Source organism: Brevundimonas sp. TSRC1-1, from assembly GCF_049898245.1.
Taxonomy (GTDB): domain Bacteria; phylum Pseudomonadota; class Alphaproteobacteria; order Caulobacterales; family Caulobacteraceae; genus Brevundimonas; species Brevundimonas mediterranea_A.
The window spans coordinates 183,895-203,959 of the sequence record NZ_JAFCXI010000001.1 but is presented as its reverse complement, the minus strand read 5'-3'; the positions used below and the strand labels follow the sequence as shown (position 1 = coordinate 203,959).

General features: G+C 69.1%; 20 protein-coding genes. 9 read left to right on the top strand and 11 right to left on the bottom strand.

The window, feature by feature from the left end; genetic code table 11:
- Position 1 precedes the first annotated feature (1 nt).
- The gene (locus ACP7CK_RS01025; protein WP_426024862.1) at positions 2-1,297 is read right to left on the bottom strand and encodes a dicarboxylate/amino acid:cation symporter; all 1,296 of its coding nucleotides are present in this window, start codon (positions 1,295-1,297) and stop codon (positions 2-4) included.
- A gap of 125 nt (positions 1,298-1,422) precedes the next feature.
- On the opposite strand from ACP7CK_RS01025, the gene ACP7CK_RS01020 reads away from it, so the two are divergent.
- The 6 genes from ACP7CK_RS01020 to ACP7CK_RS00995 all read left to right on the top strand — a co-directional run bounded on the left by ACP7CK_RS01020 (position 1,423) and on the right by ACP7CK_RS00995 (position 4,629).
- A complete protein-coding gene (locus ACP7CK_RS01020; protein WP_008264128.1) occupies positions 1,423-1,623 on the top strand; it encodes a hypothetical protein in 201 nt (66 codons plus the stop codon).
- A 56-nt stretch (positions 1,624-1,679) separates the two neighbouring features.
- Positions 1,680-2,345 carry a glutathione S-transferase family protein gene (locus ACP7CK_RS01015; protein WP_426024861.1) on the top strand — a complete coding sequence of 222 codons (666 nt, stop codon included), beginning with the start codon at positions 1,680-1,682 and terminating at the stop codon, positions 2,343-2,345.
- A gap of 53 nt (positions 2,346-2,398) precedes the next feature.
- A complete protein-coding gene (locus ACP7CK_RS01010) occupies positions 2,399-2,599 on the top strand; it encodes a hypothetical protein (RefSeq protein WP_008259424.1) in 201 nt (66 codons plus the stop codon).
- 146 nt (positions 2,600-2,745) lie between these two features.
- Entirely contained in the window at positions 2,746-3,219 is a 474-nt protein-coding gene (greA, locus tag ACP7CK_RS01005; protein ID WP_008260399.1) for a transcription elongation factor GreA, read from the top strand.
- A gap of 4 nt (positions 3,220-3,223) precedes the next feature.
- Positions 3,224-3,646, top strand: coding sequence for a VOC family protein (locus ACP7CK_RS01000; protein WP_035311218.1), 423 nt, complete (start codon positions 3,224-3,226; stop codon positions 3,644-3,646).
- A complete protein-coding gene (locus ACP7CK_RS00995) occupies positions 3,643-4,629 on the top strand; it encodes a mitochondrial fission ELM1 family protein (RefSeq protein WP_426024860.1) in 987 nt (328 codons plus the stop codon). The genes ACP7CK_RS01000 and ACP7CK_RS00995 overlap by 4 nt, the downstream gene beginning before the upstream one ends.
- A 152-nt stretch (positions 4,630-4,781) precedes the next feature.
- On the opposite strand, the gene ACP7CK_RS00990 is transcribed toward ACP7CK_RS00995, so the two are convergent.
- The gene (locus ACP7CK_RS00990) at positions 4,782-5,060 is read right to left on the bottom strand and encodes a hypothetical protein (protein WP_426024859.1); all 279 of its coding nucleotides are present in this window, start codon (positions 5,058-5,060) and stop codon (positions 4,782-4,784) included.
- Positions 5,061-5,130: 70 nt separating this feature from the next.
- Between ACP7CK_RS00990 and trxB the strand changes: the two genes are divergently transcribed.
- Positions 5,131-6,138, top strand: a complete 1,008-nt coding sequence (trxB, locus tag ACP7CK_RS00985) for a thioredoxin-disulfide reductase (RefSeq protein WP_426024858.1) — start codon at positions 5,131-5,133, stop codon at positions 6,136-6,138.
- A 45-nt stretch (positions 6,139-6,183) separates the two neighbouring features.
- Here trxB and ACP7CK_RS00980 read toward each other — a convergent pair whose 3' ends face one another.
- The 4 genes from ACP7CK_RS00980 to ACP7CK_RS00965 form a co-directional block, all read right to left on the bottom strand.
- The gene (locus ACP7CK_RS00980; protein WP_426024857.1) at positions 6,184-6,591 is read right to left on the bottom strand and encodes a response regulator; all 408 of its coding nucleotides are present in this window, start codon (positions 6,589-6,591) and stop codon (positions 6,184-6,186) included.
- 68 nt (positions 6,592-6,659) lie between these two features.
- The gene (locus tag ACP7CK_RS00975; RefSeq protein ID WP_426024856.1) at positions 6,660-8,636 is read right to left on the bottom strand and encodes a PAS domain-containing protein; all 1,977 of its coding nucleotides are present in this window, start codon (positions 8,634-8,636) and stop codon (positions 6,660-6,662) included.
- Between the two features lie 49 nt (positions 8,637-8,685).
- Entirely contained in the window at positions 8,686-9,783 is a 1,098-nt protein-coding gene (locus tag ACP7CK_RS00970) for a cell wall hydrolase (protein ID WP_426024855.1), read from the bottom strand.
- A gap of 101 nt (positions 9,784-9,884) precedes the next feature.
- Positions 9,885-10,364 (bottom strand): Dps family protein, encoded by a 480-nt coding sequence (locus ACP7CK_RS00965; protein WP_035310050.1) that lies wholly within the window; start codon positions 10,362-10,364, stop codon positions 9,885-9,887.
- Positions 10,365-10,498: 134 nt separating this feature from the next.
- Between ACP7CK_RS00965 and ACP7CK_RS00960 the strand changes: the two genes are divergently transcribed.
- Entirely contained in the window at positions 10,499-14,236 is a 3,738-nt protein-coding gene (locus ACP7CK_RS00960) for a PAS domain S-box protein (protein ID WP_426024854.1), read from the top strand.
- A 103-nt stretch (positions 14,237-14,339) separates the two neighbouring features.
- Here the strand turns inward: ACP7CK_RS00960 and ACP7CK_RS00955 are convergent, their stop codons facing one another.
- Positions 14,340-14,696 (bottom strand): DUF6481 family protein, encoded by a 357-nt coding sequence (locus tag ACP7CK_RS00955; protein ID WP_008263506.1) that lies wholly within the window; start codon positions 14,694-14,696, stop codon positions 14,340-14,342.
- 232 nt (positions 14,697-14,928) lie between these two features.
- Positions 14,929-15,114, bottom strand: coding sequence for a hypothetical protein (locus ACP7CK_RS00950; protein ID WP_035310966.1), 186 nt, complete (start codon positions 15,112-15,114; stop codon positions 14,929-14,931).
- A gap of 444 nt (positions 15,115-15,558) precedes the next feature.
- Here ACP7CK_RS00950 and ACP7CK_RS00945 point away from each other — a divergent pair, with 444 nt between their 5' ends.
- Positions 15,559-16,731, top strand: a complete 1,173-nt coding sequence (locus tag ACP7CK_RS00945; protein WP_155988186.1) for a cell wall hydrolase — start codon at positions 15,559-15,561, stop codon at positions 16,729-16,731.
- A gap of 46 nt (positions 16,732-16,777) precedes the next feature.
- Here the strand turns inward: ACP7CK_RS00945 and nadC are convergent, their stop codons facing one another.
- The 3 genes from nadC to ACP7CK_RS00930 are packed head-to-tail and all read right to left on the bottom strand — an operon-like array spanning position 16,778 to position 20,057.
- On the bottom strand, positions 16,778-17,638 hold the full coding sequence (gene nadC / locus ACP7CK_RS00940) for a carboxylating nicotinate-nucleotide diphosphorylase (protein ID WP_426024853.1): 861 nt from the start codon (positions 17,636-17,638) through the stop codon (positions 16,778-16,780).
- Positions 17,635-19,167 carry an L-aspartate oxidase gene (locus ACP7CK_RS00935; RefSeq protein WP_426024852.1) on the bottom strand — a complete coding sequence of 511 codons (1,533 nt, stop codon included), beginning with the start codon at positions 19,165-19,167 and terminating at the stop codon, positions 17,635-17,637. The genes nadC and ACP7CK_RS00935 overlap by 4 nt, the downstream gene beginning before the upstream one ends.
- Positions 19,167-20,057 carry a metalloprotease gene (locus ACP7CK_RS00930; protein ID WP_426024851.1) on the bottom strand — a complete coding sequence of 297 codons (891 nt, stop codon included), beginning with the start codon at positions 20,055-20,057 and terminating at the stop codon, positions 19,167-19,169. The genes ACP7CK_RS00935 and ACP7CK_RS00930 overlap by 1 nt, the downstream gene beginning before the upstream one ends.
- Positions 20,058-20,065 lie beyond the last annotated feature (8 nt).

The following is a 20,065-nucleotide window of genomic DNA, read 5'->3' as shown; positions in this document are numbered from 1 at the left end:
ACTAGGCGGCTTCGGCCGCCTCTTCTTCCCCGTCTTGGCCCGCCACGATCCGCGTCGCGGCCAGGTCGCCGGTGACATTGCCGACGGTGCGGAAGATGTCGGGGATGACCTCGACCGCCAGCAACAGGGGCAGCACCCCCAGCGGCAGGCCCATGGCCAGGCAGATGGGGCCGACGCTGGCGAAGAAGCTGACCTGACCCGGCAGGCCGACCGAGGCGATGGAGACGGCGATCGCCGTCAGCCCGCCTGCGATCAGGGCGGCCAGGCTCAGCTCCACCCCGTTCAGCTGGGCGACATACAGACAGACGGCCAGATTGGCGACCGGGCTGGTGATGCGGAACACCGCCACCGCCAGCGGCAGGACCAGACCCGCCGAGGTCTGGGGCGCGCCCAGCCAGTCGCGCGCCCGCTCGATCATCACCGGCAGGCTGGCCAGGGACGACTGGGTCGAGACCGCCACCACCTGGGCCGGGGCCACGGCGCGCGCGAACCGGCCCAGCGAGATCCGCCCCCAGACCGTAGCCACCACATAGATGATCATGATCAGGCCGATCTGGCTCAGGCAGACGATGGCGACATAATGGGCCAGGGTGCCCGCCACCCCCAGCCCGGCTCTCAGGCCCACGCCCAGCGCCAGGGCGAACACCCCGAACGGCGCGGCCAGCAGCACCCAGTGGACGATCACCACCAGGGTCTCGGCCACCGCCTCAAAGAAGCCCGCCAGGGGCCGGCGCAGCTCGGCCTTGATCCGGGTCGCGGCGAAACCGAAGGCCAGGGCGAAGACCACCACGGCCAGGACCCCGTCGTCCGCCGCCGCCTTGATCAGATTGGCCGGCGCCAGACTGGCCAGGAAGGCGCGCAGGCCGTCGGTCCGCGCCGCCTCGCCCACCGTCGCCAGCGAATCCGCCGGAACCCCGGCCAGCAGGGCCCGCCCCGCCTCCGGATCGATGGGCCACAGGGCCAGCAGCCCTAGGCCCGCCAGGATCGCATAGACCGTCGCCCCGACCAGCAGCAGGCCGAACACCGTCAGCGACCGCACCGCGATCCGCCCCGTCGCCGCCGCGTCGGCGATCGAGACGATGCCCGTCACCAGCAGGCTGAACACCAGGGGGATGACGGTCATCCGCAGCGCGTTCAACCACACCTGGCCCAGGCTCTCGACCACGCCCAGCGCGCCGGTCAGCCAGGGGGCGTCAGTCTCCTGCGCCAGGGCGCCGACGATGACGCCGGCGGCCAGGGCCGCGATGACGAAAAAGCTCAGCGAGGTGAAGAAGGCGGCGACGCGAGATCTGTTCATGACGCACGGCTAGCATCGCTTTCGCCGTCGCGCGCGCCAAACCTTCTGTGATCGGCCTTCAGTTCATGTCGTCGCAGGTCGAAACGCGCCGCCGGCCGAGGCGTTGAGCCGACGAAGGAGATTCCATGTCCCGTCTGCACAAACTCGTTCCCCTGCTCGGCGGCCTGCTGCTGTCCCGGGGCGGCCGCCGCGTCGCCGGGCGTCACGCCGGCAAGCTGGCCCTGGCCACCCTGGCCTATGAGGTCTGGCGCAACCGACGCGAGGGCGCCCGCCCCAAGGTCCGCCCCGGCCCCCGTCCGCGCTGGAGCGGCCGCTCCCCGCGATAGGCCTCGACTTCCGGCCTCACGATGGGGATAGTCGAACCCGTTCGAACGGAGCCTCCATGATCAAAGTCCATCATCTGAACGACAGCCGTTCTCAGCGCGTGCTGTGGCTGCTGGAAGAACTGGGCCTGGACTATGAGGTGGTCCGTTACGAACGGGACGCGACCAGCCGGCTTGCGCCCCCGGAACTGCTGGCCATCCATCCGCTCGGCAAGTCGCCCGTGATCCAGGACGACGGCGTCACGGTCGCCGAGACCGGCGCCGTGGTCGAGTATCTGCTGGACACCTATGGCGAGGGCCGCCTGCGCCCGGCCGCCGGTTCCGAGGACGCCCGACGCTTCACCTATTGGCTCCACTACGCCGAGGGTTCCGCCATGCCGCCCCTGCTGCTGAAGCTGGTGTTCTCCATGCTGCCGCGGCGCGCGCCCGGCCTCGTCAGACCCTTGGTCAAGAGCATAGCCGCCAAGGCCCTGACCGGTTTCGTCGATCCGCAGCTGCGGGCCCATGTCGGCTTCTGGGAGGACGAACTGGGACGGTCGGAGTGGTTCGCAGGCGACCAGTTCACCGCCGCCGACATCATGATGAGCTTCCCGGTGGAGGCCGGCGCCGACCGGGCCTTCGACCCGGCGACCAAACCCCGACTGAGGGCCTTCCTCGACAAGATCCACGCCCGCCCGGCCTATCGCCGCGCACTGGAACGGGGCGGGGCCTACAGCTACGCCTGAGGCGAAGACACGGCTCGGACGCAACCCGGCGACGTCACGGGCGTTAAGAGCCCATGCAGTTTCGAACCATTCAGATCGTAGCGGGCCTGACGGCGGCGGTAGCCTTCGTTCTGGCCTTCATGGCCGCCGGCGCCGCCCTCGTGTCCGGCCTCTTCATGCTGGCCGGTCTCGCGGCGGTCGCCTGGCTGGCCTACAGCCTGATCAAGGGCGTCGTGCACCGCGACGACAAGTCCGAACCGCCGGCCCGCGCCTGACGCCTCCATCGATAACGGGGCTCGCTCTTGAAATCCTGAACGAGAAACCCTAATATTGATGCCCGGCCGCGCCCGCCCCGCGGCCTTTTGTGTGCCTACTCCGCGTCTTTCCAGTCTCCGGGCGAACCAGAAAAATCACGACACCAATGGAAAAAGTGCCGATGACGGCCGAGGGCTACCGTGTCCTCGACGATCAACTGAAGCAATTGAAGTCGGTCGAAAGGCCGAGCGTCATTGCGGCCATCTCTGAGGCCCGCGAGCATGGCGACCTGTCCGAAAACGCCGAATACCATGCCGCCAAGGAGCGTCAGGGCTGGATCGAAGGCCAGATCGCCGAGATCGAGGACAAGATCAGCCGCGCCCAGGTCATTGACGTGTCGAAACTGTCGGGCAGCCAGGTCAAATTCGGCGCCACGGTCACCGTGGTCGACGAGGACACCGAGGACGAGGCCCGGTACCAGATCGTCGGCGAACACGAAGCCGACGTGAAAAAGGGCAAGGTCTCGATCGCCTCGCCCATCGCGCGCGCCATGATCTCCAAGGAGGTCGGCGACGTGGTCGAGGTCAACACCCCCGGCGGCGTCAAGGCCTATGAGATCCTCAAGGTCGAGTGGAAGTAAGATCGTGACCGACGCCGCAGGAACACGCCCGCCTTTGGTGTCGCATGTTTCTGTGGGCGTCTCCGATCTTGAGAAGGCGGGCGCCTTCTATGACGCCGCGCTCGGCGCGTTGGGGATCGGCAGGGTCATGGACCATGTCATGGGCATGGCCTATGGCCGCGCCTTTCCCGAATTCTGGGCCTCCATCCCCCATGATCGCCAGCCATGCTCCGCAGGCAATGGCGTGCATGTCTGTTTCGCCGCATCCGATCGGGACGCTGTTGATCGTTTCCACGCCCAGGGCCTGGCGGCCGGCGGCCGCGATGACGGCGCCCCCGGGTTCCGGCCCGACTACGCGCCGGGCTATTATGCCGCCTTCCTGCGCGACCCTGACGGAAACAAGCTCGAGGCCATGACATGGGTCAGGCCGGCGTCGATCGACGCGTGACCGCCCCCTCGTCTTCCCGCGTCCTGACCATCTGGGTCGTCTCGGACGGCCGCGCCGGGATCGAGAACCAGGCCCTGGGCCTCGCCGAGGCGGTGGAACGCCTGACCCCGGCCGAGATCGCCGTCAAACACATCCGCTGGCGCCCCCTGTTCGACCGCTTGCCGTCGGCCTTCAAGACCCCGGCCATGCTGGCGCCGACGTCCGACCCGCTGACGACGCCATGGCCCGATCTGTGGATCGCCACCGGCCGCGCCACCCTGCCGCTCTCGACCCGCGTCAAGGCCTGGAGCCAGGGCCGCACCTTCGTGGTCCAGACCCAGGACCCGCGCTGGTCGAACGCCAGCTACGACATGGTCGTCGCCCCCGCACACGACGGCCTGTCGGGCGACAATGTCTTCGAGATCACCGGCTCGCCCCACCGCATCACGCCCGACCGGATCGCCCAGGCCGCGCCGGCCTTCGCGGACCGGATCGCCCCCCTGCCCCATCCCCGTGTCGCGGTGCTGATCGGCGGCAGATCCAAGGCCTTCGACCTGACCGAGGCCCATGCGGCGGACCTGGCCGACCAGATCGCGGACGCCGTGCGCGCATCCGGGGGATCGCTGATGCTGACCTTCTCGCGCCGCACGCCCGAGGCCGCCAAGGCCGTCATGACCGCGCGCCTGTCCGACCTGCCCGGCTGGATCTGGGACGGGACCGGCGACAACCCCCTGTTCGGCTTCCTGCATTTCGCCGACCATATCCTGGTCACCGAGGACAGCGCCAATATGGCCGCCGAGGCCGCCTCGACCGGAAAGCCCGTCCACGTCCTGCCCATGATCCCGCTGAAGTCCGGCGACAAGTTCGCCCGGCTGCACGATGACCTGGCCGAACGCGGCGCCACCCGTCCGTTCGACGGAACGCTGGACGGCTGGACCTACGACCCCCTGGCCGAAACCGAGCGCGCGGCGCGGGCTGTGCTGGAAGCGATGGGGACACGCTAAGCCCAACTACGTTCCGCTCATCCCGGCGAAAGCCGGGACCCAGGGCTTTGGGCGTTTAGATGTGAGGCGGACTCACCGCCTTTGGTCCAGCGCAGTGCCGAGCGAAAGAACTGGGTCCCGGCTTTCGCCGGGATGAGCGGAAGATGGTCTCGTCAGTCCCCGCCTCCGCCGTCTCCGCCGCCGTCGGAACCCCCGTCATGGCCGTAATGATGCGTGTCCCCTCCGTCGAAAATCACTGGCCCGCCGCCGTCCGAACCCTCGCCCCTCTTCGACTTGGGTTTCGCGCTGAAGACCATGCCCAGCCCAGCGCCGATGGCGACCCCGACCCCGATCCCGAGAGCCAGATTGTCCAGGGCCAGGCCCAGCGCAACCCCGATCGCTATCCCCACGCCTATGCCGACCGGAAAGACAGCCGCCTTGTTGTCGCTCATCCCCGCCTCCCTTTGCACCCGAGGCGAGACTAGCATCGCGCAAACGGGAATCAGCGCCTAAATAGGCGTCATGACCCAAGCTCGTACCGTCCGCGTCGCCATCATCGGTTCCGGCCCCGCCGGCTGGACCGCCGCCATCTACGCCGCCCGCGCCTCGCTGAACCCCGTCGTCATCGCCGGAATCCAGCCCGGCGGCCAGCTGACCATCACCACCGACGTCGAGAACTATCCCGGCTTCGCCGAGACAATCCAGGGCCCCTGGCTGATGGAGCAGATGCAGGCCCAGGCCCTGCACGTCGGCACGGAAGTCATCCACGACATCGTCGTCTCCGCCGACCTGTCGCAGCGCCCGTTCAAGCTGAAGCTGGACGGCGGCGACGAGATCCTGGCCGAGACGGTCATCATTTCCACCGGCGCCCAGGCCAAATGGCTGGGTCTGGAGTCAGAGGCCGCCTACCAGGGCTTCGGCGTCTCGGCCTGCGCCACCTGCGACGGCTTCTTCTATCGCGGCAAGACCGTCGTGGTCGTCGGCGGCGGCAACACCGCCGTCGAAGAGGCGCTGTTCCTGACCAATTTCGCCGCCAAGGTCACGGTGGTCCACCGCCGTGAGGAGTTCCGCGCCGAGAAGATCCTGCAGGACCGCCTGTTCGCCAATCCAAAGGTCGAGGTGATCTGGAACTCGGCGATCGAGGAGATCGTCGGCGTCGTCGACGGCATGGCCAAGAACGTCACCGGCGTGCGGCTGAAGAACGTCCAGGACGGCTCGACGCAGGAAATCCCGGCGGACGGCGTCTTCATCGCCATCGGCCACGCCCCGTCGTCGGAACTGTTCAAGGGCCAGCTCGAAACCAACTCGGGCGGCTATCTGCGGGTCAAGCCGGGCACGGCCGCGACGGCCATCGAGGGCGTCTGGGCTGCGGGCGATGTGACCGACGACATCTATCGCCAGGCTGTCACCGCCGCCGGCATGGGCTGTATGGCCGCGCTGGAGGTCAGCCGTTTCCTGGCCGAGGAAGACCACGCCAAGGCTCACCATCCGATCAGCCACAAGGAAGCGGAAAAGATCGGGGTCTGGTGAACGCCTGCCGCCCGGCCGTCTGAAACCTCAGGGGCCGGGAGGACGTCAGGCGAACAGTTGCAGGCCCGGCGGCGCGTATTCCACCGGCTCGCCGTGTCTGCAGCGAAGGGCGTAGTCGATCGCCTTCTGGACGCATCGCTCGTCGGTCGGCTTCGACAGGACGCCCATGGCGCCGGCCACGCCGTCGCGCACCATGCCGGGATTGGCCGTCATGAACAGGACGGTCACGCCCATGTCCTGACCCAGTTCCCGCCCCAGACTGATGCCGGTGGGTCCGTCGGACAGGTGGATATCGACGAGGGCCAGATCCACATCGATCTCTCGCGCCATGTCGCGCGCGCCCTTCGCCGTCGTGGCCACGCCGACGACCTCATGACCCAGATCCTCCAGGACGAAGCGCAGTTCCATGGCGACCAGGGCTTCGTCTTCGATGATGAGGATACGCGCGGTCATGGATACTGAACTTGTGTGCGGGAACGAACACAACGCAGATGGACGGGATCGGTTTCAGCCAAGGCGATCTAATGCGCCTTTTCGGCCGCCCTGCGACGGGAAAGCGCCGTGGCCGGCAAATCCACCAGGATTCGAAGGCCTTCGGGACGCCAATCCCGAACCAGCCGCCCGCCCAGCTGGCCTTCGACGGACAGCGAGGCCAGGGACGATCCGAAGCCCGTTCGTGTCGGCGCCTCTGACACAGGAGGGCCGCCGGTTTCGATCCAGGTCAGGATGAACCGGTCCTCTTCCCGCCGCGTCGCCAGATCCACCCGCCCCCCGGTCCGGGACAGGGCCCCGTACTTGGCGGCGTTGGTCGCCAGTTCATGGAACAGCAGGGCCACCGACGTCGCCGCCTGATCGTCGAAGACCGCGTCGTCGCCCGCGAGATGGACCCGGGCCGCGCCTGCGTCATCGGCATAGGCCTGGAACAGGTCCGACAGGAAGGCGTGCAGCGTATTGGCGCCGACCGTCGGCTGCGACGTCTCGGTGTGCGGCCGCACGAACTCGTGGGCGCGCGCCAGGGCCGTGATCCGCGTCCGCAAGGAGGCGGCGAACGCCCGCGCCTCCGGGTACTGCCGCGCCGACAGGGCCACCAGGGCCGTGATGACGGCGAAGATGTTCTTGATGCGGTGGCTCAGCTCCTGACTGATCAGTTCGCGGCCCTGCTCCAACCGCTTCAGCTCATCGATGTCGGTGCAGGTGCCGAACCAGCGGCTGATTTCGCCGTCCGGGTTCCGCACGGCCGCCGCCCGCCCCAGGGTCCAGCGATAGACGCCGGAATGGTGTTTCAGCCGGTATTCGATCTCATAGGGCTCGCCGGTCGCCAGGCATCGCCTCCAGCGCTCCATCGCTCTGGGCTGGTCCTCGGGATGGAACATGTCGGTCCAGCCCTCGCCGTCGGTCGATCCCGCGGGCACGCCGGTGAACTCGTACCAGCGCGCATTGTAGTAATCGTGGAAGCCGTCCGGTCGCGTCGACCACACCATCTGCGGCATGGCGTCCGCCAGGACCCGAAACTGGGCCTCGCTGGCGCTGAGCCGCGCGGCGATGGCCTCCAGCTCGGCGTCCGCCTGTTTCCGGTCGGTGATATCCACGACGACGCCCGAAAACCGCACGGGCGCGCCGGTCGGATCGAAATAGACCTGGCCGCGGGCCACGATCCAGCGCGCCTGGCCCTGGGCGTCGCGCACCCGGTACTCGCTATGGAAACGACCTTCCCCCGACATTGCGGCCTGAATCTCCGCCTGGACCCGCGCTTCGTCCTGGGGATCCACGGATCGGGTGAAGTCGGCGATCGGCGCGCCCGCGCGGGCCACGACGGGATCGACGCCGTACATGGCCGCAAACCGTTCGTCGGCTACGACCCGGTCCGCCACGATGTCCCAGTCCCATGCGCCGACATAGTTCGACGCCTGCAACGCCCGGCGGGTGGTGTCCTCGCTTTCCTCGCGCTGGCGCAGGACGCGGCGCAGCTCCAGCTGGGACATGACCTGGTCGGCCAGGGTCTGCAGCGCCATCTGCTGCAGATCGGTCAGTCCCTCGGGACGCGCCTTGGTGTCGAGCACGCACAGGGCACCCAGCGGCACGCCGTCCTGCGTCTTCAACAGCCGCCCGGCGTAGAAACGCAAATGGGGTTCGCCCGTCACCAGGGGATTGGCGGCGAAGCGCGGGTCCAGGGACGCGTCGCGCACCACCATTCCGTCCGCCTGCAACAGCGTATGGGCGCAGAAGGAGGTGGCCAGAGGCGTCTCTCGCACGCCCAGACCTGCCTCGGCCTTGAACCACTGGCGGTCTGCATCGATCAGATTGACCACGGCGATGGGCGCCTCGCAGATCCGCGCGATCAGGGCGACGATGTCGTCGAAGGCGGCCTCCCGGTCGGTGTCCAGGACCCCGTAGTCCCGAAGGATCGCCAGGCGCTTGGACTCGTCCCACCGCGGACTGTCTTTATCGGCGTGGGTCAAGCAGGCGTCCTCGCTGGGCCGGTCGTTCCGGTCGATCATGTGAATGCTCTGCCCACGCGAAGCGTTGCAAAGCGCGGGTCGGCGCGTTTCAGGACGCCGGTCGGCCGATTTCCTCGACCGGCATGTCCGCCACGCCTTCGGGCGCGACCGCGACGGCTGCAGCGGGCTGTTCCAGCGTCCGCAGCCGGGCGTTTATGGCGACGACTTCCTCCTGGGTCGGCAGGCGACGACCGCCCAGACTGACCACGCCGACAACGCGTTGCTGGCCGTTGATCTCGACGGTCTTGATCGGCGCATCCCCGCCCGGCGCCGCCACAGTGTCCGGATCGGCGCCCCCGGTCGCCTGACCGGGCTGGACGCCCGGCCGCGGCCGCGAGAACCGCGCCTCGTCGATCACCGGCTCATGGCCCTTGTAGACGGTGCGGAAGGCGGCGGTTTCGCCGTACAGGCCCTTCCAGCGATAGAAGACATGCACGCCGATCTTGTTGACCCGGGCCACCGACGGCGACCACCAGGGGTTCACATAGTCGGCGTGGTAATGGGTGGCGGTCCCGACCTGCTGGGCGACCGCGCCGTTCAGCGCCTTCTCCGCCACCTTGCGCGCCCGCTCCCAGGCCCAGGCGACCGGCGCCTGGGACAGGGATCCATCGCAGGTGAAGCTGAACTGACAGCCCGTGGTCCGCTCGGCGCCCTCGAACACAACGCCGCAAATGGTGTTGGCGTAGTTGGGATCGCGCACCCGGTTCAGCACCACCTGGGCCACGCCGGCCTGACCGGCGTCCGGCTCCAGCGCCGCTTCGAAATAGACGGCCTGGGTCAGGCATCGCAGGGCGCGGCGCCGATCCTCGGCGCTGCCCTTGAAGACGAAGGACCGGGCGGGACGCAGGGCGCCGGTCGCCAGGATCGCCCCGTCGGTGGAATAGGCCGCGGGCTGCAGCAGGCTCGGGTCATGACGCTGGGCCAGGGCCAGTTGCGAAGGCGTCAGACGCCCCTTCACGGCGTCCAGGCCTTGAGCACTCATGTCCCCGCCGGTGATCCGGGCCACGGCCTCGGCCGTCCGGTCGGCGTCGGGACGCACGCTGGACCCGGCGGCCATGGCGACGCCCAGCACCGCGCCGGCCGCGGGCAGAGCCGCCGCCGAGCGCTTCAGCGCCGTCCAGATCATCTTCCAGTGGGCCAGTGTCATTCAAATCCAGAAAGGAGACGACGCTCCGGGAGCCGGAGCGTCGTCGTCGTCAGCCCTATGCGCGGACTTCGGGGCCGTTTTCGGGCGCCCGCAGACCGATGTTATCGGCCGCCGAGCGTGGAGCGCAGCATCCAGGCGAACTTTTCGTGCGAGCCCAGGCGCTGGGTCAGCAGATCGACGGTCACGTCGTCCCCGTCGCCGTCGGCCACGTCCAGAGCCGCCCGCATGGTGGCGATCAGGGTCTCGTGGTCGCGCATCAGCTCGCGCAGCATCTCGGGCGCGTCCTTTTCCGGGTCGCCGTCGCGGATGCTGGTCAGATTGGCGAAGGTGCCATAGCCCTGAGGCGCGAACTCGCCCAGCGCCCGGATACGTTCGGCGATGTCGTCCAGCGCCTCCCACTGATCGCGATACTGCTGCTCCAGAAGATTGTGCAGGGCGAAGAACTCCGGCCCCCGCACGTTCCAGTGATAGCCGTGGGTCTTCAGATAGACGGCGTAGGCGTCGGCGAGAACGCGTGTCAGCTGTTGGGCGACGTCGCCACGCTCGGTCTGGGACAGGCCGGTGTCGATCGTGTCAGTCATGTTGCGCTCCATGGGTTGATTAACTTTACGCCGGAACGGGTCCGGTCGAATATGGCTGTCAGGAACGCGAAGCGCGAGCGAGCGTTGCATGGACAAGCGTCACTTTAGAACGACGCGTCGGGAGCGGGCGAAGCATGGACCCAGCCGTGGTCTTCAGGCGACTTCGGGACGCCGACGGAGGTCTGCTGGCGCTCGCGCGGCTCAAGCCGGGTTCGGTCTGGACCCGGATTGTCATCGGACTGATCGGGGCCGGCGCCGCCCTGTTGCTGCGCGCAGCCGGAGCGGCCTTCTACGGCGAAATCACCGGCTTCATGATCCTTCTGCCCGGCGTCATCCTGGCGGCCCTGGCGGGGGGCCGGCTTTCGGGCGCCACGGCGCTGGCGGCATGCCTGATCGGGGGCTGGTCCCTGGTGATCGTCAGCAGCGGCTCGAAGCCGGGGATGCCCCCCGGTCTCAGCGTCGTGGCGACCTTCAACTTCATCGTGGTCGGCCTGTTCTGCGCCTGGATGGGCGCCTGCCTGCGCGGCGCGCTGGCGCAGCTGGACGCGGTCGTCTCGGCGCTGTCCCTGTCCAACGCGCGCATCGACGAGACCGAAGGACGGTTGCAGATCGTCAGCGAACTGGCCCCCGTCATGCTCTGGATGACCGACGAGACCGGCCGCGTCATCCATCTGAACAACGACCAGCGCCTGTTCTGGGGCGGGCTGGACGATCCCAGCGACTTCGACGCCGACGCCTTCCTTCACCCGGACGACCGGGACCATGTGCTGTCCGTCTGCCGTCAGGCTGATCGGGACCATGTCGCCTATGTCGTCGAGGGGCGTCACCGTCGCCACGACGGCGAATGGCGCGTCCTGCGCAGCGAGGCCCGGCCTCGTCTGAACGCCGACGGCCGCTTCATGGGCATGATCGGGGTCAACATCGACGTCACCGAGGCCCGCGCCGCCGAGGCCGCCCTGCGCGACAGCGAAACCCGGTTCCGTCTTCTGGCGGACACGGCCCCCTCGCCCATCTGGCTGACGGATGTCGATGGGGCGGTCGAGTTCGCCAATATCGCCCTGACCGACTTCTACGGCGGCACGGCCGCCTCCCTGAGCGGCCACGGCTGGAAACAGACCATCCATCCCGATGATCAGCCGCAGGTCGAGGCCGCCCAGGCCGGCGCCCGGCCTGATCTTCGCCCCTATGGGTTCGAGGCTCGGTTCCGGCGTCACGACGGGGCGTGGCGCTGGATGCGCGTCGCCGTGGAGCCGCGCTTTGACAAGGCCGGGGTCTTTCTCGGCTACGCCGGCATCTCCTTCGACACCACCGAGAACCGGGAGGCGCTCGAAACCGCCGCCCGCGCGGAACGGCAGCAGGCTTTCCTGCTGGCCCTCAGCGACCGGCTGCGCGACCTGTCCGACCCGGGTCTCATCATGAGCGAGGTCGAGGCGTCGATCGGACGTCTGATCGCAGCCGACCGCGTCGGCTATGGCGAGATCGATCCCGACAGCGGCCTCATCTCAGTGACCGGCCAGTGGGCCGCCGACGACGGGGCCGTTCGGGACAGGATCAGCCTTGACGCCTTTGGCGAGGGCCTGATCGCCGACCTGGCCCAGGGCCGCACCGTCCGGATCGACGACGTGTACGAGGATCCGCGCACCGCCGACGTCGCGGGCGCCTTCGACGCCATCGGGACTCGCGCCCTGATCCGCGCGCCCCTGATCCGCGCAGGCCGTCTGCGCGCCTTCCTGTTCGCCCACGCCTCTGGTCCCCGTCGATGGACCGAGGCCGAGGCGCGCCTTCTGGAGGAAGTCGCCGCCCGCACCTGGACCGAGGTCGAGCGCGCCCGCGCCGAGACCCAGACCCGCGAGAGCGAGGAACGGTTCCGGGCCATCGCCGATACGGCGCCGGTGCTGATCTGGGTCACGGATCAGGATCGCCAGCGCTCCTTCGTCAACCAGGCCTATGTCGACTTCTTCGGCGCCGACTATGAATCGGCGCGGGCCGCAGACTGGCGTTCGTCCCTCCATCCCGACGACGTCGCCCGCATCGTCCAGGAATCGGCCGACGGCGAGGCGACCGGCCAGCCCTTTTCCATGGAGGCCCGCTATCGTCGCCATGACGGCGAATGGCGCTGGCTCAAGTCCTTTTCGCGTCCCCGCCTGACGGGACAGGCGGTGGTCGGTTTCGTCGGCGTCGCCTTCGACGTCACCGACATGCGCGAGGCCCAGGCGCGGCTGACTGAATCGGAAGTCCGCTTCCGCACCGTCGCCGACAGCGCCCCGGCCCTGATCTGGATGACGGACGCCACGCCGTCGATCATCTTCGGCAACAAGCGCTATCGCATCTTCTGCGGCATCCGCTCCAATCGGCAGTTGGCCGACGCCTGGCGGCGCCTGATCCATCCCGACGACGAAACGGTCTTCGACGCCGCCTTCGCCCGCGCCTTCCAGGCCCGCGACCGGTTCGAGGCGCTCAGCCGGGTCAATCATCCCACCCTGGGCCTGCGGTGGATCCGCACCGAGGGCGTGCCGCGCTTCGACGCCTCGGGCGTCTTCCAGGGCTATGTCGGCGCCAGCCTGGACGTCACCGACGCCAAACGGGCCGAGGACGACCTGAAACGCATCAATGAGCTGCTCGAGGACCGGGTGGCCGAGGCCCTGACGGAAAAGGCCGCCGCCGAGGCCCACCTGATGCATGCCCAGCGGATGGAGGCCGTGGGCCGGCTGACCGGAGGCGTGGCCCACGACTTCAACAATCTGCTGACGGTCGTCATCGGGGCCCTGGACATCATCCTGCGCTCGGACGACCCGGCCAAGAAGAAGAAACTGGGCGAGGCCGCCCTGGCCGCCGCTCGGCGCGGCGAGAGCCTGACCCACCAGTTGCTGGCCTTCTCGCGCCGCCAGGCCCTGCGCCCCGAAGCCATCGACCTGAACGGCCTGATCCGCGAGGGCGAACCCCTGCTGCGTCGCGCCGTCGGCGAGGCGGTCGACTTCAAGGTCAAGCTGAAGCGCGGGGGCGTCCGCGCGAACGTGGACCCGGCCCAGTTCGAGGCCGCCCTGCTGAATCTGATCGTCAACGCCCGCGACGCCCTGGGCGACGTCACCGGCGGCCCTATGCGCGACGGCGCCCCAATGGGCGCGCCCCCGGCCGCGCAGGTCCGCGAGGGAGCGAGGATCACCGTCCAGACGATGACCTGTTCGGTCGAACCCGGTCAGGTCGCCGAACTGGCGCCCGGCGACTATGTCTGCGTGTCGGTGTCGGACAACGGATCCGGCATGCCGGCCGAGGTCATCGACCGCGTCTTCGAACCCTTCTTCACGACCAAGCCCGTCGGCAAGGGCACGGGACTGGGGCTCAGCCAGGTCTATGGCTTCGCACGCCAGTCGGGCGGCGGGGTCCATATCGCCTCCACGGTCGGGCGCGGGTCCGAAATCCGTCTCTATCTGCCGCCCCTCCAGCCCCAGGAGACCGCGGCCCCCGCCCCCGTTCCCGTCAGCGCGGACGTCGCCTTCGCCAAGGGCGGCCGCATGCTCCTGGTCGAGGACGACGCCAGCGTGGCGGCCGTGGCTCTGGATCTTCTGGAGAGTTTCGGTCTCGAAGTGGTGCTGGCCGAAAGCGGTCCCGACGCGCTCAAGGCGCTACAGGCGGCGCGCTTCGACATCATGCTGACCGACATCGTCATGCCGGGCGGCATGAGCGGCGTCGATCTGGCCCGGCAGGCGGCGCGAGACTGGCCGGACATGCGCATCGCCCTGACCTCGGGCTATGTCGGCGACGACGTGGACCAGGTGCTGGCCGACACCCCCTGGCCCTTCCTGCGCAAACCCTATTCGACGGAACAGTTGCGCAGCATCATCGACGGCCGCGCCAGCCTTCCTGCTGAATAGGTCTTCCCGCCGAATAGGTCCGTCGGCCCGATAGAGCGGCCAAAGAAAAACGCGCCGCAGAAACCCGCGACGCGTCGATCCTTCAGTGCAGGGCTTGAGAGACTTAGCGACGCGCCTTGCGGGCGGCGTAGCGGGCGTCGCGCTTGGCCTTCTGCTCTTCCTTGGTCAGTTGCTTGCGCGCCTTGCGGTCGGCGCGCTTCTCGGCCTCGAGGGCTTCCTGGGCTTCGAGATCGGCGGCCATGCGGGCGGCGTCCTTCTCGGCCTTTTCACGGCGCTGCTCGGCCTTGGCCAGCTCGTGCTGCTGGCGCAGGGCCTCCTTTTCGGCGGCGCGCTTTTCAGCCAGGCGTTCGAATTCAGGGTCGGGGGCGGCGGCCTTCGGCTTGAATTTGGCGAGCAGGGCCTTTTTGGCCTCCTGCTGGGCGGTAATGCGGTCGGAAAATCCGGTCTTCAGATCTTTCATGCGAAAGCGTCAGGGTTCCTTGTGAACAGCCAGGGGCGGCTATCGGGGATCAGGCGGCGACGAAAAAACGCACGGCCAGAAGCGGGCCGCACAAAGCCGATACGCGCGCCAAAAGCAAGGTTCACCGCAGCGAAATCGGACGGACGCACGATTTGACGCGCATATGCCGCGCATCGCCCGTCCAGTGATGCAGATAGGTCGCGCCCCTGCCGAAACAAGGGCGCGACGCGTTCTAGTTGGGTTTCTGGGCCTGGCCGACGACGGCCCCGGCGGCGCCGCCGACAGCCGCGCCGACCGGTCCGCCGACGACAGCGCCGGCCACCGCGCCGCTCGCCGCCTTCTGTTCGATCGTGGTTCCGCAGGCGGCCAGGGCCAGGGTCGCGGCGGCGACAGCCGCCATCACAAGGGGTCTCGACATGGGGCTTCTCTCCAAAGGTCACGCTTCAACGCGACCGCAACGCACAGGTTCCCTTCCCAGCGTCAAGTCGCGAATACGGCCCATGATCGCAAAATGAACAGAACCCGGCAGGCGCTTTAGCTGATATCGCGGGCTGTCACATTTGCGAATGAAGACCTACTGCAATACAATACAGTATTCGTTGTCACGACTGTCACATTCCGGCCCGGATTGTCATTCCCCCCGTGCGATACAGTGAAAATACCTAATCGTTTCGACGCCTTAACCGCAGGCTTGCGAATCAGCCACATTCAGGTCACAAACTTCGCTATATAGGCCCGTCCTCGACGCCGGGCAGCATGAGCCGTGCGTTGACCGCAGTTGGAACGCGACCGTCAGAGTCGCCCAGCAGGCGAGACTACCCCGGGGGCAGCGTTTCTCGCCCTGCTGAACAGGACTAACTCGTTGTCGCATTCCTCTCAGACGCGCGCCGCGTCGCGCGCCGATCGTGTGGCGAAGATCAAGCCCATGACGGCTGCAGCGGCCTTTGGCGGTCTGGTGGGACTGGCGATTGGCGGCGCCTATCTGGGCGGAACCCTGGCGCAGGCGAATACGCTGCGCGCCCAGGCCGAACGGATTCACGGCGCCACCGCCGCCGGCTTCACCGAAGAAGCGCTCTCGGCCGCCGCCGGGGGCCTGGACGCCAGCGCGCTCTCGATCGCACGCCGACACGATCCCTATACCAGCGCGGGCGCCGCCCAGCGCGATCGCCAGGCGGAACTCCTGGCCGCCCGCCTCGATCAGTTGAACGACAACCGCGATCCGAACCTGCGTCGCGCCAATCTGACCACGCCGGTCGGCGCCCGGCCGTTCCGCATGGCCAACGCCCTGGACGCCAGCCGCGATCTCGATTGCCTGACCCAGGTCGTCTATTATGAAGCCCGCGGCGAAGGCCGTGACGGCATGAAGGCCGTGGCCCAGGTGGTCCTGAACCGCGTCCGCCACCCCGCCTTCCCCAAGACCATCTGCGGCGTCGTCTATCAGGGCGCCGCGCGCCGCACCGGCTGCCAGTTCTCGTTCACCTGCAACGGCGCGATGCGCGGTCGGGTCAACTCGGGGGCCTGGAACCGCGCCAAGAGCATCGCCTCGGGCGCCCTGTCGGGATCGGTCTATTCGGCCGTCGGCAACGCCACCCATTTCCACACCACCGGCGTCTCGCCGGTCTGGCGCAACTCGCTGATCCGGGTGAATCAGGTCGGCAGCCACCTCTTCTATCGCTTCGGCGGACGTTCGGGCGCCAGCGGGGCCTTCACCTACGCCGCCCGGCCCTCGACCGCGGGCGACCAGCCCCGTCTGATCCAGGCCGGGCTCGATCCGGTCGAGGCCGCCCGCCAGGCCGGACAGGCCGTGGCCTATTCCCTGGTCCTGGCCCAGGAAGGCCTGTCAGCGCCGGAACCGGCAGCCCCCGCCGCTCAGCCGCGCCCGCAAGCCCAGCCGCAACCGGAAGCCGCCTCGCGCGCCCAGCCGTCGCCCCAGCCGGCCGCCCAGACCGCCGCCGCCCGCACGAGCCGCCCTGCGGTCACGTCGGCCAAGACCGCCGCAAAGGTCGAGGCCACGGACGTATCCAACCCGGTCTGATCCATGGACGGGAGCGGCTTCGAGAGACCGCTCCCGCTCTAAAGGCTCAAAGCGCGTCCAGACCGATGTCCAGCACGGGCGCGGAATGGGTCAGGGCCCCGACCGAGATCACGTCCACCCCGGTCTCGGCGATGCCCCGCACGGTCGTCAGATCGACCCCGCCCGAGGCTTCCAGCGTCAGCCGCCCCGCGACCCGCGCCACGGCGGTCCTCAGGTCGTCCAGGCTGAAGTTGTCCAGCATGACCACGTCCGGCGCCGCTCCCTCGGCGATCAGACCCAGCACCGCCTCCAGCTGATCCAGTCCGTCCACCTCGACCTCGACCTTCATCAGATGGGGCGCAAAGGCCCTGGCCCGGCGGACCGCCTCGGCCACCCCGCCGCACACGGCCACATGGTTGTCCTTGATCAGAATGGCGTCATCCAGGCCGAAGCGATGGTTGATCCCCCCGCCGCACGCCACCGCATGTTTCTCCAGCGCCCGCAGGCCCGGCGTGGTCTTGCGCGTATCCGCGATCCGCGCCTTGGTCCCGGCGACCGCCTGAACATAGGCCCGCGTCAGGGTCGCCACGCCCGACAACCGCCCGACCAGGTTCAGCGCCGTCCGCTCGGCCGACAGAAAGGCCCGCGCCTCGGCTTCGACCACCGCCAGCACCGCCCCGGCCTCGAAGGCGTGGCCGTCCTCGAGCCGCAGATCGACCGACGCCTGCGGATCCATCGCCAGCACCGCCAGCCGCACGCAGTCGATCCCCGCCAGGACGCCGGGCTTGCGCGCCACGAATCCTGCCTTCATCCGGGCGTCTGCGGGAATGCAGGCCATGGCCGTCACATCGCCCGCCCGGCCCAGATCCTCGGCCAGGGCCATCCGCACGACCGGCTCGATCAGCACATCCGGCAGGGACCGGCTCACGCGGCGGGCTCCAGCACGGCCGGACGCATCGCCGGGCGCACATTCCGCACCCGCGTATGGTCCGCCACAGCCGCCGTCTGCGGATAATCCGAGCGATAGTGCCCGCCCCGGCTCTCACGCCGATCCAGCGCCGCCTGCACGACCAGACGCGCCGCCTCCAGCGCCGCCGCCGAGCCATACTGCGCCTCCAGCCGGTCGATCAGGGCGATCAGGCCCGACAGGCCCGCTTCATTCCGCACCACCCCCGCATGAGCCGTCATCGCGGTTCTCAGTTCGGACATGGCCGCCTCGGGCAGGTCCGGCGTGACCTCGACCGGCAATGGCCGTCCGCCGCCGGTCTCCAGCGCCGCCGCCCGTCCCGCGCGCCGCCCGAAGGTCGCCGCCTCCAGCAGGGAGTTGGACGCCAGCCGGTTCGCCCCATGAACCCCGGTCGCGGCGCATTCCCCGACCGCATACAGGCCCGCCACCGTGGTGCGTCCGTCGGCGTCGGCGGCGATCCCGCCCATATGATAATGGCAGGCCGCCATCACCGGGATCGGACTGATGCGCGGGTCCAGGCCGCTGCGCATACAGGCGGCGAACACGGCCGGAAACTCGTGCGGGAAGGCCTCGCCGATGGCCGCGCGCGCATCCAGATAGGCGCCCCGCCCCTCCATCCGCGCGGCATGAACCGCCCGCGCCACCACGTCGCGCGCCTTCAGGTCCGCGTCCGGCGCCTCGCCCAGCAGGAACCGGCCCTCGCCGTCGATCAGCCGCGCACCCTCGCCGCGCAAGGCTTCAGTCGCAAGCGGCGCGGGATCCAGACCCACGTCGATGGCGGTGGGGTGAAACTGCACGAACTCGGGATCCAGGATCTCCGCCCCCGCCCGCGCCGCCAGCGCCAGGCCTTCGCCCTTCAGGGCCGCCGGCGTCGTGGTGGCCGCGAACAGACCGCCCGCCCCGCCGGTGGCCAGAACCACCGCCGTCGCCGTGATCTCGACCAGACGCCCGCCCGGCCCGCGCGCCGCCACCGCCCCGACCACCCGGCCGTCGGCGTCCAGCAACAGGGCCTTCAGCCGCGCGTCTTCCCAGACCGTGATCCGCTTCTCGGCCCGCACCGCCGCGACCACGGCCGACAGGATGGCCCGCCCGGCCCCGTCGCCGCCGACCCGCGCCACCCGCGCCACCGAATGGGCGGCCTCCAGACTGACCACGAAGCCGCCGTCCGCGTCCCGGTCGAACGGCGCGCCCAGGGCCGCCAGCCATTCCACCGTCTCGCGCCCGGCATCGGTCAGGGCCCGCGTCGCCGTCGGCTCGACCAGACCCGCGCCCGCCGCCTCGGTGTCCTTCGCATGCAGTTCCGGCGAATCCACAGCCGTCAGGGCCGCCGCCATCCCGCCCTGCGCCCAAGCGGACGAACAGGCGTTCAGCAAGGGCTCCGGCGTCAGCACCAGAACCTCAGCCCCCGCCCGCGCCGCCTCCAGCGCGGCCGACAGGCCCGCCAGACCGGCGCCGACGACCAAGGGCCCGTCATGTCGCGTTCGGTTCATCAGCGCACTCCAAGAGAGTTCAGGCCCAGGCTCACCGCCCCGGCCGGATCGCCCCCGACCATGGGCAGCAATGCGCCCAGGGCCGCCGCCGCGCAGACGGCCAGGGTCAGCAGGTACAGGACCAGGCTCTTGCCCGCCTCGGGCCAGCTCAGCGTGCCCCAGGCCGCGCGCCAGACGCCGCGCTTCAAGTGGGCGAAGACCGACAGGGCCAGGAAGGCGGCCAGGATGAATCGCCCGGTGGACAGTCCCCACCAGACCACGGCCACGCCGATGACCAGCAGCACGATCTGCTCCAGCCGCGGATGCACCCGCGTCAGCACCGGCCCCAGGGCTCTGGACCCGTCCAGAGGCGGGGCCGGGACCAGGTTCACCAGGTTCAGCATGGCGATGAAGAAGGCGCCCATCAGCCATTCGCCCTGCCCGGTCGCCATCCACACCCCGACAAACGGGATCATGGCCAACAGACCGAACGCCGGGCCCGCCAGCGAAACCAGCACCCCGTCCCATTCGCTCTTCGGCTCCCGCCGCGCCTTGGCCAGCCCGCCCAGGAAGGGAATGATATAAATCCGCGCCGGCCCCATCCCCATCTTGTTCATCGCCAGGGCGTGCCCCGCCTCATGGACGAACAGGCCGATCAGCACCGCGCCCGCCACGATGGCGCTGCCGGTGATCCACCACAGGAAGCCGCCCATCAGGGCCGTGGACAGCAGGGCCCAGACCAGGCTCTGATCCTTCTCGACCGGAATCTCGGCCGGGGCTGCGGGGGCGACGCGCACGGCCGGGTCCTCGGGCTTGGGATCCCAGGGGCCGGGGATGCGATCGGGCGTGCGGTTCGGGGTGTCGATATTGCTCATGGCGTCCAGATGGGCGCAGCAATCGGTCCCGACCACGGGACCGA